Origin of the sequence: Curtobacterium sp. MCLR17_055 (assembly GCF_003234305.1) — a bacterium.
GTDB classification, from domain to species: Bacteria; Actinomycetota; Actinomycetes; order Actinomycetales; family Microbacteriaceae; genus Curtobacterium; species Curtobacterium flaccumfaciens.
The window spans coordinates 22,867-35,560 of record NZ_QKSX01000025.1; the positions used below are offsets into that span (position 1 = coordinate 22,867).

At 71.5% G+C, this 12,694-nt stretch carries 17 protein-coding genes; 8 read left to right on the forward strand and 9 right to left on the reverse strand.

Annotated features, from left to right (window positions below):
* Positions 1–160: 160 nt before the first annotated feature.
* Positions 161–1,318, reverse strand: coding sequence for a glycosyltransferase family 4 protein (locus DEJ09_RS16920; protein ID WP_146245763.1), 1,158 nt, complete (start codon positions 1,316–1,318; stop codon positions 161–163).
* 503 nt (positions 1,319–1,821) lie between these two features.
* Here DEJ09_RS16920 and DEJ09_RS16925 point away from each other — a divergent pair.
* Entirely contained in the window at positions 1,822–2,163 is a 342-nt protein-coding gene (locus tag DEJ09_RS16925) for a DUF4333 domain-containing protein (RefSeq protein WP_111089345.1), read from the forward strand.
* Positions 2,164–2,188: 25 nt separating this feature from the next.
* Here the strand turns inward: DEJ09_RS16925 and DEJ09_RS16930 are convergent, their stop codons facing one another.
* Complete coding sequence (locus DEJ09_RS16930; protein ID WP_110863897.1) at positions 2,189–2,686, reverse strand: hypothetical protein; 498 nt, start codon at positions 2,684–2,686, stop codon at positions 2,189–2,191.
* A gap of 137 nt (positions 2,687–2,823) precedes the next feature.
* Entirely contained in the window at positions 2,824–3,657 is an 834-nt protein-coding gene (locus DEJ09_RS16935; protein ID WP_111022947.1) for an SDR family oxidoreductase, read from the reverse strand.
* Between the two features lie 189 nt (positions 3,658–3,846).
* On the opposite strand from DEJ09_RS16935, the gene DEJ09_RS16940 reads away from it, so the two are divergent.
* Complete coding sequence (locus DEJ09_RS16940; RefSeq protein ID WP_071244494.1) at positions 3,847–4,161, forward strand: hypothetical protein; 315 nt, start codon at positions 3,847–3,849, stop codon at positions 4,159–4,161.
* A 10-nt stretch (positions 4,162–4,171) separates the two neighbouring features.
* Here DEJ09_RS16940 and DEJ09_RS16945 read toward each other — a convergent pair whose 3' ends face one another.
* Positions 4,172–4,501 carry a hypothetical protein gene (locus DEJ09_RS16945; RefSeq protein ID WP_110863895.1) on the reverse strand — a complete coding sequence of 110 codons (330 nt, stop codon included), beginning with the start codon at positions 4,499–4,501 and terminating at the stop codon, positions 4,172–4,174.
* 105 nt (positions 4,502–4,606) lie between these two features.
* Here DEJ09_RS16945 and DEJ09_RS16950 point away from each other — a divergent pair, with 105 nt between their 5' ends.
* The 3 genes from DEJ09_RS16950 (at position 4,607) to DEJ09_RS16960 (ending at position 6,955) form a co-directional block, all read left to right on the forward strand.
* Positions 4,607–5,563 carry an AraC family transcriptional regulator gene (locus tag DEJ09_RS16950; RefSeq protein ID WP_111054624.1) on the forward strand — a complete coding sequence of 319 codons (957 nt, stop codon included), beginning with the start codon at positions 4,607–4,609 and terminating at the stop codon, positions 5,561–5,563.
* Between the two features lie 118 nt (positions 5,564–5,681).
* Positions 5,682–6,296: a DapH/DapD/GlmU-related protein gene (locus tag DEJ09_RS16955; RefSeq protein WP_111089346.1), complete on the forward strand. Its 615-nt coding sequence runs from the start codon at positions 5,682–5,684 to the stop codon at positions 6,294–6,296.
* Positions 6,297–6,538: 242 nt separating this feature from the next.
* Entirely contained in the window at positions 6,539–6,955 is a 417-nt protein-coding gene (locus DEJ09_RS16960; RefSeq protein WP_027465416.1) for a VOC family protein, read from the forward strand.
* On the opposite strand, the gene DEJ09_RS16965 is transcribed toward DEJ09_RS16960, so the two are convergent.
* Together DEJ09_RS16965 and DEJ09_RS18250 are read right to left on the reverse strand one after the other, a co-directional pair.
* Positions 6,936–7,883, reverse strand: coding sequence for an isoprenylcysteine carboxylmethyltransferase family protein (locus DEJ09_RS16965; protein WP_111089347.1), 948 nt, complete (start codon positions 7,881–7,883; stop codon positions 6,936–6,938). The genes DEJ09_RS16960 and DEJ09_RS16965 overlap by 20 nt on opposite strands.
* 75 nt (positions 7,884–7,958) lie before the next feature.
* On the reverse strand, positions 7,959–8,105 hold the full coding sequence (locus tag DEJ09_RS18250; RefSeq protein ID WP_164941096.1) for a hypothetical protein: 147 nt from the start codon (positions 8,103–8,105) through the stop codon (positions 7,959–7,961).
* A gap of 114 nt (positions 8,106–8,219) precedes the next feature.
* On the opposite strand from DEJ09_RS18250, the gene DEJ09_RS16970 reads away from it, so the two are divergent.
* Both DEJ09_RS16970 and DEJ09_RS16975 read left to right on the forward strand, forming a co-directional pair.
* Positions 8,220–8,558, forward strand: coding sequence for a DUF3140 domain-containing protein (locus DEJ09_RS16970; RefSeq protein WP_111089348.1), 339 nt, complete (start codon positions 8,220–8,222; stop codon positions 8,556–8,558).
* A 38-nt stretch (positions 8,559–8,596) separates the two neighbouring features.
* Positions 8,597–8,797 carry a hypothetical protein gene (locus tag DEJ09_RS16975; protein ID WP_111110269.1) on the forward strand — a complete coding sequence of 67 codons (201 nt, stop codon included), beginning with the start codon at positions 8,597–8,599 and terminating at the stop codon, positions 8,795–8,797.
* 26 nt (positions 8,798–8,823) lie between these two features.
* On the opposite strand, the gene DEJ09_RS16980 is transcribed toward DEJ09_RS16975, so the two are convergent.
* Positions 8,824–9,678, reverse strand: coding sequence for a family 16 glycosylhydrolase (locus DEJ09_RS16980; protein ID WP_111089349.1), 855 nt, complete (start codon positions 9,676–9,678; stop codon positions 8,824–8,826).
* A gap of 103 nt (positions 9,679–9,781) precedes the next feature.
* Positions 9,782–10,042, reverse strand: coding sequence for a hypothetical protein (locus DEJ09_RS18255; RefSeq protein ID WP_181433401.1), 261 nt, complete (start codon positions 10,040–10,042; stop codon positions 9,782–9,784).
* A gap of 75 nt (positions 10,043–10,117) precedes the next feature.
* Between DEJ09_RS18255 and DEJ09_RS16985 the strand changes: the two genes are divergently transcribed.
* Positions 10,118–11,080, forward strand: coding sequence for an SDR family oxidoreductase (locus tag DEJ09_RS16985; protein WP_111235116.1), 963 nt, complete (start codon positions 10,118–10,120; stop codon positions 11,078–11,080).
* A gap of 234 nt (positions 11,081–11,314) precedes the next feature.
* On the opposite strand, the gene DEJ09_RS16990 is transcribed toward DEJ09_RS16985, so the two are convergent.
* Positions 11,315–12,541: a cobalamin-independent methionine synthase II family protein gene (locus tag DEJ09_RS16990; RefSeq protein WP_111089351.1), complete on the reverse strand. Its 1,227-nt coding sequence runs from the start codon at positions 12,539–12,541 to the stop codon at positions 11,315–11,317.
* Positions 12,542–12,694: the final 153 nt, after the last annotated feature.

A 12,694-nucleotide genomic window follows, 5' to 3' on the forward strand; every position in this document is an offset into this window, starting at 1 on the left:
CCCCACGAACGGAACGCCCCGATGAGATCCCCCCTCCTCATCGGGGCGTTCTCCTTGCTCGACCGCTTTCGGACTGGAGGCCCGGGGCGGGCCCGCACCGCGCCTCCAGTCCGTCCCGTGGTGCGCCCAGGGCGGCGCGCGCTCACGGGGGAGCCGTCACTCAGGGCCGGCAGCTGCCGGCGACCAGCCGGAGGACCTGATCGGTGTGCCGCTCCGCCGTCGCGAGCCGCGCGTGCTCGATCGCGGCGGCGGTGTGCGGCCGCAGCAGCGTCCGGTCCGAGGCGAGTTCGATGATCGTCGTGGCGAGCCCGAACGCGGTCTCGTCGTCGGTCAGGACGGCGGCGGAGCCGAACTCGCTCGCCAGGCGGATGTCGGACACGATGACCGGACGGTGGTCCCGGAACGCCTCGAGCGCGGTCATCGGCTGGCCGTCGTGCTCGAGCGAGCAGACCACCGCCGCGTGCCCGCACAGCAGCAGGTCGTGGACGGCCTGCGACGACAGGCGGCCGTGGACACGGACCGACACCGGCGTGCGGGTCGGGGGAACGGTCCCGCCGGCGACGTCGACCCGCACGGCGTGTGCCCCGAGCCGGATCTCCACCAGCCGGATCGCGTTGAGGAGGACGTCGAGGCGCTTGTCCGGGGTGAACCGCGACGCCCAGACGAGCCGGAGCGGGCCGAGTTCCGGCGCCGGCGGCGGTTCGACCGGCCGGCGGCCGAGGGCGTTGGGCACGACGTGGACCGGGCCGACGCCGGCCTCGCGGAGGACACGAGCCTGCCGGGTTGTCGGAGTGACGACGACGTCGGCCGCCCCGGAGACGGCCACGGCCATGTTGCGGCGCGCGTCGTCCATGGGGTGCCCCGTGAAGCGGTGCCGTGTGGGCCGGATGCCGGTCACCACACGGTGCGCGTGCCGTGCAAGGGGCGCCATCGCCGCCGCGGTCCGGCCCCGGACCGGCGCCGAACCGTGCACGGTGTGGATCGTCGGCAGCTCGAGGGAGCGCGCCGTGGTCAGCGCCGCCGCGGCGAGGCCGAAGTCCGAGTGGGTGACGACGAGGTCGATCCGTTCCTCGAGCATCAGCGTGCCGAGGCACCGGCGGACACGGACCGAGTTGCGGACCACCGGCAGGTCGCTCTCCGGGGCGCTGATCGACGGCTCGACCTCGAACAGGCGGACGCCGTGCTTCCGCAGCTCCGCGGTCTCGCTCGAGCGCGGAGTCGCCACCCAGACGACGTGACCGGTCTCGGCGAAGGCCTTCGCCTGCTCGACCAGCGCGGCGCGTTCACCCCGCATCGCCGACAGCGGGAAGTCGCTCACGAGCAGGACCGTCGCCTTCGCCGCCGCCACGTCAGCGGCCGGTCTCGAGCACGGTGGTCTGGCGGGGGCTGCGCATGCGGTCTCTCACGGTTCGGGAGCGGAACGGGGTGCTGGGAACCGTAGGCGTTCAGAAGACGATCGTCTAGTGAACTGCGACGCTGCTGAGCGGGCCTTCACGAGTCCCCGGGCGGACGCCCAGCCGGGCGCGCGGCGGACGGTCGGGCACTGGCCGGTTCCTGCGGAACATGGACACGTCTGAGCCGTGGTCGACGTACAGTCTCCGGAAGCTACCCCGCCGGACCCTACCGGCGGGTGCCCGACCCCCCGTTCCCGGGCTGGCCTCGTCATGACCACCGCGTCGAACCCGACGGCGTCGTAGCGCGAGGACGTCTGCTCCTGACCCGAACTCGTGGCAGACGTCCTCGCACCTTCCCGCTATCGTCGAGGAACCGCCGGTCCCCGATCTCGGGGCGAGCAGCGGCCAGGGGACCACGGGGGAAACCATGCAGCACCAGCGCGCCGTCACCGCACTCGCGACGCTCACCGCGACGATCGCCCTGGCGGTGACGCTCAGCGGGTGCACCGTGTCGACGTCGTCGTCTCGGACCGTCACACCGGACGCCTTCGAACGCGTCGTCGTCGACGCGTTGGCCGACGTCTCGGACGCCACGCCCGAGGTCGACTGCGGTGCGGACGACATCGCGATCGAGGACGGCGCCGAGGTGCACTGCGACGTGAACACGGCGGGCTACGACGTGGTCTACGACTCGGTGTCCACGATCAGCACCGATGGCGGCGACGACTACCACGTGGACGTGGAAGTGGCCGACCAGCCCAAGGACTGATCGGCCACTGCGCGGTGTCCGACGACTAGCGGTCAGACGCCTCGACGACGCAGCTCTCGACCTGCTCGGCGGCCTTCGAGTCGTCGGCGAACGGCGTCGGCGCATCCGAGGTGGTGGTCGTCTCGTCGGCGACGGCCTGCTTGGCGACGTCGTTCACGGCGTACAGCGGGCCGTCGAAGTCGTCGGCCGTGGGGTCGGCGGTGGTCGCCCAGATGGTGACCTCGTCGTCGTTCGAGTCGTTGCTGTCCGCGGGGACGATCGCGGCACCGAGGTACCAGCCGCCGTCCCCCTTCTGGATGTTCGCGAACTCGGTGGTGTCGTGCGACCCGACCGCCTTGTCGATCATGTCGACGGCGGCGCTGGCGGCCACGTCGCACTGGGCCGACTGCGACTTCTCCTCGGAGCCGGGGACCTTGCCGACGGGGTTGATGTTCTGCGCTCCGCCGGGGTCGCAGGCGGTGAGCAGGAGGGCTACGGTGGCGGCGCCGAACAGCGCCGTGACGGTCTTCGCTCGCGTGGACATGGCCCTGAACGTAGGCCGGCCCCGGTGGGCGGCGGTTCAGCCAGGAGCGTCCCCCGACGACGGACAGGAGGCCCGGCGCACGTCGTGCCCCGGGCCTCCCGTCCGTCACCTGGTCCCGTTGCCGGACCGGCGTCCCGTCACAGGATCGGGGTGCCGCCGGTCACGGCGACCCGCGCGCCGGAGACGTAGCTGCCGTCGTCACTGGCGAGCAGCACGTAGACGGGCGCGAGTTCGGCTGGCTGGCCGGGACGGCCGAGCGGCGACTGCTTGCCGAACTGCTCGACCTGCTCCGGCGGCATCGTCGACGGGATCAGCGGCGTCCAGATCGGACCGGGGGCGACGCTGTTCACGCGGATCCCGCGTTCCCCGAGCAGCTGCGCCAGCGCGGCCGACAGGTTCGCGACGCCGGCCTTGGTGACGTCGTAGGGCGCCAGGTTCGGCTTCGGGTTGTCGGAGTTGACCGAGCTCGAGCCGATGATCGACGACCCCGGGCCCAGGTGCGGCAGGGCCGCCTTGACGAGGTGGAAGTAGGCGCTGAGGTTCGTCGCGAGGGTGTGGTCCCACTCCTCGTCGCTGATCTCCTCGATCGTCTCGTGGGTCATCTGGTAGGCGGCGTTGTTCACGAGGACGTCGAGCCCGCCGAGTTCCGAGACCGCCTGGTCGATGACGGATCGGCAGTACGCGGGATCGCTCACGTCGCCCGGGAACAGCACGGCCTTCCGACCGGCTTCCTCGATCCAGCGCTTCGTGTCCTGCGCGTCGTCCTCCTCTTCCGGCAGGTAGCTGATCAGGACGTCAGCACCCTCGCGCGCGAACGCGATCGCGACGGCCTTCCCGATGCCGCTGTCCCCGCCGGTGATGACGGCGCGCTTGCCGGTGAGCTTGCCGGAGCCGCGGTACGACTCCTCGCCGTGGTCGGCCTCCGGGGTGAGTTCCTGGTCGCTCCCCGGGGGCTGCTGCTGCTCGGTCATGTCTCTCCCTGTGGTCGGTTTCCCTGGACGTCCCCGATCGTCTGCGACCCCCACTGGGTACCGGTTCAGGCTCCGGGCGTACCCCGTCCGGAAAGCGAAGATGTGTGCGGCGCGCAGCGGCGGCCTACCGTGGCACCGGATCAGGGAACCGTCACCGCGACGGAAGCTCCTCTTCACCAGGGAGCAACGTTGAAGTACGTGAACTACGCGGGCACGGTCCGTGTCCTGACGAGCGACACGATCGCCGACGCGGTGATCCGGTACGCCGCCGCACTGCACCAGAGCCGGCTGAGCGACGTCGTGTCGATCCCGACGGCCGACGACTTCGGGGTGGCGAGCACGATCGAGGTGCTCCTGGCCCCGGCGATCCCGGTCGCCCTCGAGCCCGCTCCGGACGACGACCTCGAACCCGAGGGCGAGGCGTTCCTGCTCGAACTCGGTCGGCGCACCGAGGCCGTGCTCGCCGTCGACACCAACGCGTCGCCGCCGGACTTCGGGCGCTGAGCCGGCGCCCCTACGCCACCGGCCCCTCGGTCAGGTCCGACCGGGTGTCCGCGTGGATCACCTCGTCGTGGTCGAACGTCAGCGCGGCGGCGCGCAGGCGAGCCACGAACACGGTGTCCTCAGCCTCGAGTTCGTCCTCCTCGGCGTCCTCGACGACGAGTTGGCTCGACGGACCGATGAGCACCTTGGTGGTCGTCATGGTGCCGTCGGCCGCCACGGCGGGGATCGCCACGGTGTCCGCACGGCTGCCCCCGGCCAGTGCGGCGGCGTACTCGATCACGGCATCGGCCACGTCGTCGCTCGTCAGGATCGTCGAGCGGTCGTACTGGATGTACTTCATGTTCGACCTCCTGGAGCACAGCCAACAGCGCGTTGGCTGGCCGCCGTACAGGAACGCGGCGCGTCGCTCGTTGCGCGGACGCCGACTTGTCGGGAGGATCATCACGTGCCCGAGACGATGCACCGCTTGCTGCGGGAGACCCAGACCGCCGAGCCGTCGGTCGCGGCCGAGGCGATGGCCCGGACGCACATCACCCACGGACTGTCGGTCGAACCCACGGACGCCGAGTTCGTGTTCGAGGAGCGCGTGCGCGGGACGGCACTGCTGTCGCTCGAGTCGACCCGCTGCACCGGGGTCCTGAGCGGCACGATCGAGCCGGGCGACGCGATGATGATCTTCTGGATGAAGTCCGGGGTCGCCCAGGTCGACGAGAACACCGTGAAGATCGGCCGCCCGACGCTCTTCCGGCAGGGGCCCCAGCGCTTCCGCTGGATCGCCTGCAACAAGGACGTCCTGCGCATCGACCGCTCGATCGTCGAACAGGTCGCGGCCGAGCGCGGCGACTGGGCCCCCGGTCCCATCGAGTTCCGTCCGCGGCACGTCCCCGAGGGCGCGCCGCTCGCTGCCTGGTGGCTCATGGTGCGGTCCGTCGCACAAGAGGTGCTGGCCGGACCGGACGCCGTCCCGGTCGAACGCGAGCGGGAGCTCGCGCGCTTCGCCGCCGGTGGGCTGCTCACCGCGATCCCGCACTGGCCCGTCGGGCAGCACGAGCCGGCGATGGCCGCCACCGCCCGCTTCGCCCGTGCCGAGACCTTCCTGCTCGAGCACGCCACCGAGCAGATCACCGTCGACGACGTCGCCGAGGCCGCCGGCCTGAGCGTGCGCGGCGTGCAGGCGGCGTTCCAGCGGCACCACGGCATCACCCCGACCATGTACCTGCGTCGCATCCGGCTGCTGCTCGCCCGCGAACAGCTCGAGTCGGGCGACGGTCGGAGCATCGCCGAGATCGCCCGGGCCACCGGGTTCGCCCACCTCGGCCGGTTCGCGGGGAGCTACCGCGAGGAGTTCGGCGAGCTGCCCCGGCAGACGGCGTCCACCGCGCGGGACGGCGCCCGCGCCTAGCGAGCAGCCGCGCGGGCCCGCAAGAATCCCGCAACCGCCCGCCGTCCGGCCGATCGCCGACGATCGTCGCCCTACGTTTGCGCTGCACGGACACGCAGCCACGACGACTGGAGACCCCATGGCCGGCTCAGCAGCACCACCCGTCCCGACCACGGCCGTCCCGCCGACGACCGATCCGTCGACGTTCGGCCGTCGGCTCGTCGAGGACGCCTCCTACGCCCGTGAGCACTTCGTCTTCACGGCACTGCTCGGATCCCCGCTGCTGCCCCGGATCGTCCGGCGGCTGCTGCTCCGTGCCGCCGGGGCACGCGCCGAGTCCGGTGTGGGGACCGGGTTCTCGCTGACGGGCGACCCGAAGCACCTCACCATCGGCCGGGGCGTCTTCTGCAACCGCAACGTGACCGTCGAGGCCGTCGCCCCCGTGACGATCGGTGCGAACACCGCGATCGGGATGCAGGTGCTCATCATGACGAGCCACCACGAGATCGACGCCGAGGGCCGGTGGAGCGACGTCGCGTCCGGCCGCCCCGTGGTCGTCGAGGAGCACGTCTGGATCGGCGGCCGCGCCACGATCCTGCCGGGCGCCCACATCGAGCACGACGTCGTGGTCGCCGCCGGCGCCGTGGTCGTCGGCCGCCTGGCGGCGCACGGCGTCTACGCCGGCGTCCCCGCGAAGCGGATCCGTGAGCTCGCCCCGGCGGCGCGACCGCCGGTGGTGGACCCCACCGTCTGACGGCCTGGAGGCGCGTGGCGGCGCCGCCACGCGCCTCCCGACCGGCGTTGGTGCTGCTTCGAACACGCCGGTGTGTTGCTGCGACGCCCTGCCGTCGTCGAGACGCCGCCGAATGTGGAGACGTCTCGACGACCTGGCGGCGCCGAACGAAGACGACGGCGTCTCCTTCCGCGGGGACGCGGGACCTGCCACGATGACCACGACGCGGGCGACGGCGCCCGCGCAGGACGAGGGAGACCGTCATGACCGTTCGCCTCAACCCCTACCTCGGGTTCCGGAGCGGCGCCCGCGAAGCGCTCGAGTTCTACCACTCGGTCTTCGGCGGCACGCTCACCATCGGCACGTTCGGTGAAGCCGGCATGAGCCAGGACCCCGCGGACGCCGACAAGGTGATGCACGGCCAGCTCGACGGCGACCAGGGCCTGCTCCTGATGGCCTCGGACGCGCCGTCCGGCATGCCGACACCGGCGGAGAGCAGCATCTCGCTCTCGCTCAGCGGTGATGACCACGAACTGCTGACGCGGTGGTGGAACGGTCTGGCCCAGGGCGCGACGATCGTCGAACCACTCACCACCGCTCCCTGGGGCGACACCTTCGGCATGCTGACCGACCGCCACGGGGTGTCGTGGCTCGTCAACATCAGCGGCGCGACGAGCTGAGCGGCACCGAACCCACGCGTGCCGGCACCGGCCACCGCGGCACCCAGCACCGGACCTGCTCGGCGTAGCGGCGGAAGTCGTCGCCGAATCGTTCCTCCAGGTCGGATTCCTCGAGCGGGCGGACGATGCAGTTCCAGACCACGGAACCGGCGACCGCGTAGACGACGACCAGCCACGACGACAGCAGCAGCCCGACGGCGACGCCCTGCGTGATGCCGGCCAGGGCCATCGGGTTCCGCACCGACCGGTACGGCCCGGCGACCACCAGGCGGTTCGCGGTGGCCGAGGGCAGCGGCGTGCCCTCGCCCTTCGTCGACATCGCCGCTGCCGACGCGATGCCGAGCGCGCTGGCCAGCAGGAGCACGACCACACCGACGACGGTGAGGGTGGTGACGAAGGGTGCCGGCAGCTGCGGGTGGAGGCCCCAGCGGTGCTCGGCGAACGCGATGAGCAGGGGGAACACCCCGAGGAACAGGCCCCAGAAGACGACGATCTGCAGCACGGTCGCTGTGACGTGCCGGGAGCGCGGGGCGCTGGCGTCAGCGGTGCGGATCCGCAGCGGACCGCTCGTCACCCACTCCGTCGGGACCCGTCCGAGCAGGACGAGGGCGAGGGCGACCGTCGAACCGACCGTGGCGGCCAGCATGACGAGCACGCCCCAGCCGGCCTCGCCGGCCACGGTGGCCCAGACGCTCAGGGCGACGAGCACCAGGGCGGTCCACACCGTCGTGACCACCGCGGCGGCCCGGACACCGGCGGCGGCGAGCGCTGAGGCGACGACGAAGAGCGGGACGTCGAACACGGCGACGAGCACCGGGTCGAGCGAGCCGAGCGTCGCCGTGCGGATCCACGGCAGCGTCGCGACGGCGATCCACCAGGCCGCTCCGCCGACGGCTTGCAGCGCGTAGTACCGCCAGCCCCAGGACATGGGTGCACGGTAGCAGTGCGCGGCGAGGGGCCGGGGAGTCGGCGGGCCGTGCGTGCCGTCGCTCCCGACGGTCGGTCAGTCGGTGTGGTTGATCTGTCCGAGCCAGCGACCGAAGGACGGGGTGCGCTCGTCGTGCAGTGTGGGCAGGACGGGCTTCGGCAGGCAGGCGCGCTCGTCGGTGACGGTTCCGGCGCCGGTGCTCTTGTGGAGGTCGAGGCTCATGGTGGGCTCCTTCGTGGTCGGTGGAGTGTTCGACACCGGGCGGGGCCGTTCCATTCCCATCTGACCCGGCCCGCCCTGCGCAGTCGTCCAGCACGGCCGGGTTTGCTCGACCGCATGAGCGAGCACGACGACGAGCAGACCCGAGCCGACTTCGACGAGGCGGTGAACATGACCGCCACCGAGCTGCGGAAGTGGCTCGACACCGACGAGTCGAAGTCCGTCGGGCAGAAGCCCTCGGGCGGCGGCGAGTCGACCGGGCACGAGAGCGGTCGGCACATCATCCGCATCCTCGAGAAGCACAAGGCCGACCGCACCGACGACGACCTGGCACACATGCGGAAGGTCGTCGGCTACGTCGCCCGGCACTCGGAGCAGCGGCCCGACGGTGACGTGCACGACACCCCCTGGCGGTACTCGCTCATGAACTGGGGCCACGACCCGGAGAAGCACTGACGGCATCGGGCAGAATGGGTGGTGTGAACGAGACGGGCATGCCGCGCTTCCGACGGATCTGGTCGACCGTGCAGGTCGGTGTCCTCGCGATCGCCGTCGCGTTCTGCGTCGTGATGCTCGTGATCGGGCAGGGCAAGCTCGACCGGGTGTACGCGGTCGCCGCGGTGTTCTTCGGACTCGCCCTGGTCGGGCACAGCACGTACCTGTGGCTCGTCGCCCGGGCGAACCGCCGTCCCTGACGCTCGTCCGCTTCGGCGATCCCCGGCTAGGCGTTCTGGTGGACCCGTAGCCAGTCGATGGTCATCTGCTGCGGGAACCGTGTCGAGGCGTCCGGCGAACCCGGCCAGTTCCCGCCGACCGCGACGTTGAGGATCACGAAGAACGGCTTGTCGAACACCCACGGGGCCGAGCCGACGTCGGCCCGGGTGACCGTCCGGTACGCGACGCCGTCGACCGTCCAGGTGATCGAGCCGGGGCGCCAGTCGACCCCGTACACGTGGAAGTCGTCGGTGAACGCTGCTCCGGACGGGTTCGTGTACGCCGCCGAGATGCCCTGCGCGCCGGAGTACCCGGGCCCGTGCACCGTGCCGTGCACGATCCCCGGCTCGTACCCGACGTTCTCCATGACGTCGATCTCCCCGCACGCCGGCCAGCCGACCTGCCCGATGTCCGCGCCGAGCATCCAGAACGCCGGCCAGATGCCCTGGCCGCGGGGGATGCGGATCCGCGCCTCGATGCGGCCGTACTGCGCGGTGTAGGTGCTCTCGGACTTCAGCCGGGCCGACGAGTACGAGCCGTCGGCCTCGCGGTGTGCGGTGATCACGAGGTTGCCGGCACCGTCGAGCGCCGCGTTCCGCCGCGAGTCCGTGTAGGTCTGCAGCTCCGCGTTGCCCCAGCCGCCGGCACCCAGGTCGTACCGCCAGATCCCGGGGTTCGGCGCGCTGCCGGCCGGGCCGTCGAACTCGTCGGCGGCGAGCAGCACGGGCGCAGCGGTCGGCGCCGCAGCTCCGGTCACGGCCTGTGCCGAGCCGTCCGGGATCGCCGTCGCGCCGAGGGCGGTCGTCGCGGCTCCGGCGAGTCCGAGCGTCATGAAGCGCCGTCGATCGATGTGCTGGTCCATGTCGTGCTCCCTGCAGCGCGATGGTGGTGTGGTCGTCGGATCATGCACCATCCGGCTGCGCCTGAACAGGCCCACATCCCGCTTCGTCCGTGGGGCGCACCGGTCAGCCGAAGCGCATCGCCAGCGGCACGAGCAACCCCGCGACCCACACGAGCACCATCACGAGGGCGCCGACCGCGATGAGCCGTCGGCGACGCCGCAGCTTCGGGCTCCGCTCCTCGCCCCACATCTGTGCACGGACCAGCACCCGGTTCGCCTGCTCGACGACCTTCCGCACCTCGGGGTCGTCGATGTCGAGGACACCGGCGCGGGCGTGCTCGGCGATGACCGCGGCTTCGTCGACGGTCAGGTCGTCCTTGCGCATGCTCCATCTTCGCACCGCGTGCAGGGGTACGACCCGGCTGTGCGGGAACGGACCACGGCCGGGTACCAAGGACACATGGGACATCGGTACCGCGGGAAGATCGTCGTCATCACCGGAGCATCGAGCGGCATCGGGAGGGCCGCCGCACACGAGTTCGCCCGGCAGGGCGCCACGCTCGTGCTCGCCGCACGCGGGCACGACTCGCTCGAGGCCGCAGCAGCCGAGTGCCGGAAGCTCGGCGCCGAGGCGATCGCGATCCCGACCGACGTCGCCGACGAGCACCAGGTCAAGGACCTCATCGGCACGGTGACGACCCGCTTCGGTCGCATCGACGTCTTCGTCGGCAACGCGGCCCTGTTCGTCTACGGCCTGTTCGAGCAGACGCCCACCGAGGCGTTCAAGCGCGTCGTCGACACGAACCTGTACGGGCACCTCAACGCGATCACGCACCTGCTGCCGCACTGGAAGCAGCGCGGGAAGGGCACCTACGTGCTCGTCGGCTCGATCCAGTCGCTGCTCTCGGCGCCGTACCAGTCGGCGTACGTGACGAGCAAGCACGCTGCGCTCGGCCTGGTCGACGTGCTCGGTGACGAGTTCGCGGGCACCGGCATCAAGTTCACCGCGCTGCTGCCGTCCACGATCGACACCCCGATCTACCAGAACGGTGCCAACTACACCGGCAAGACCTCGCACCCGCTGCCGCCCACCGTCTCGGTCGAGCGAGCCGGCCGTGCCGTCGTGCAGGCCGCCACGCACCCCAAGCGCTACCGCTTCGTCGGACGTATCCAGGCGTCGCTCGTGCCGCTGCAGTACGTGTTCCCGGGCCTGTTCCACAAGATCACGAAGCCGATGGTGGAGACGTTCGCGCTCCGTGGCGAGGGCGCCCCGACCGACGGCAACCTCTACGCCCCCGCCGACGCCGCGAACGCGACGGACGGTGGCTGGGTCGCGAAGCGACGGCGCGTCACGCGCCCCCTCGTCTGGCTCGGCGTCGCGGCTGCGGGCGCGGCCGTCGTGCTCGGCCGCTCGCGTCGGTAGACGCATCCGCTGACGGCCTGGAGGCCCGGTGCCAGCTGGCACCGGGCCTCCCGTCCGTCCGTGCGTGCGTCCACATCCGGGCGTACCTGCCCGAATCGGGCGTACCTGCCCGAACCGGGCGTATCTCGCGGAATCGGGCGTACCTGGCGGAACCGGGCGTACCTGCCGTGTTCTTCTTGGCAGGTACGCCCGATCTCGCCCGGTATCGCAGCCGTTCTGGGAAGGAACGGGCGGCTAGAAGAGCTTCGCGCTCGCGCGCCGGGCACCCTCACCGAGCGACTCGAGCTTCGCCGCGGCGATCTGCGGGTGCACGCGGCCGCCGAGGCCGCAGTCGGTGCCGGCGATGACGCGCTCGCGCCCGACGACCGAGGCGAACCGCTCGATGCGCTGCGCGACGAGGTCGGGGTGCTCGACGACGTTCGTGGCGTGGCCGACGACGCCCGGGACGATGACCTTGCCCTCGGGCAGGGTGACGTCCTGCCAGACGGTCCACTCGTGCTCGTGGCGGGCGTTCGCGGCCTCGAACGAGTACGCACCGGCGTCGATGTCGAGCATCAGGTCGACGATGTGGCGGAGCTCGATGTCGGTGGTGTGCGGGCCGTGCCAGGAGCCCCAGCACAGGTGGAAGCGCACGCGGCTGGTGTCGAGGCCCCGCAGTGCGTGGTTGAGCGCCTCGACACGGATGCGGGTGAAGGCGCGGTAGTCGTCGATGCTCGGCTCGGGGTTGATCTGGTCCCAGTTCTCGGCGATCGAGGGGTCGTCGATCTGCAGCACGAGGCCGGCGTCGAGGATCGCCCTGTACTCCTCGCGCAGGGCGTCCGCCCACGCCCAGATGTGTTCTTCCTCGGTCGCGTAGTACTCGTTCGCGATGCGGGCGGCGGACCCGGGGGAGAGCGCCGTGATGAAGCCGTTGTCCGCGCCGGCGGCCTCGACCGCGTGCTTGAGGTTCGCGGCGTCGGTGGCCGCGGCCTCGTGGCCGGTGTAGGTGATCGGGCCTGTGGTCGTCGGGAACGCGGTGGCGTTCTTGCCGGTGCCGATGCCCGACTCGGGGTCGGTGTAGGCGTCGTGGAAGATCGTCCAGTCGCGGCGGTCCGGGAAGCTCGTGAGCCGGATGTTCCCCGGCGTGGACCGGACCGGCTGCTGCGAGAAGATGTTCTCGTCGGTCAGGCTCAGGCCGCTGACACGCTGGAACGAGTAGCCCCACCACGCGCCGTAGTCGACGCTGTTCGACATCGCCTTGCCGAACTCGCCGTCACCGGGCTGCGTGATGCCCAGCGCCGTCTGCCGTGCGACGACGTCGTCGACCGCCGCGCTCGTCAGGGCCCGGACCTCGTCGGTGGTCTCGAGCGTGAAGCCGTCGTCGGCCACGGGCCGTGCGGCGTTCGCGGCGATGAGCTCGGGGGTGCGGGGGAGCGATCCGGCCGTGGTGGCCTGGACGCGGTCGGTGTTCTCGAAGGGCATGCGCTGCCTTCCTCTCGATGGGTGCGGACTGTCGGGAGTCGGGGGCCGCGCGCGAGGCTTCGCGGTGCGCTGCAGTGCCACTCTGCCACGAGGGATCGGGCCCGTTACGTTCCGCGACTGTGGCTTCGTGCGGACGCCGAACGACAGGGTCGA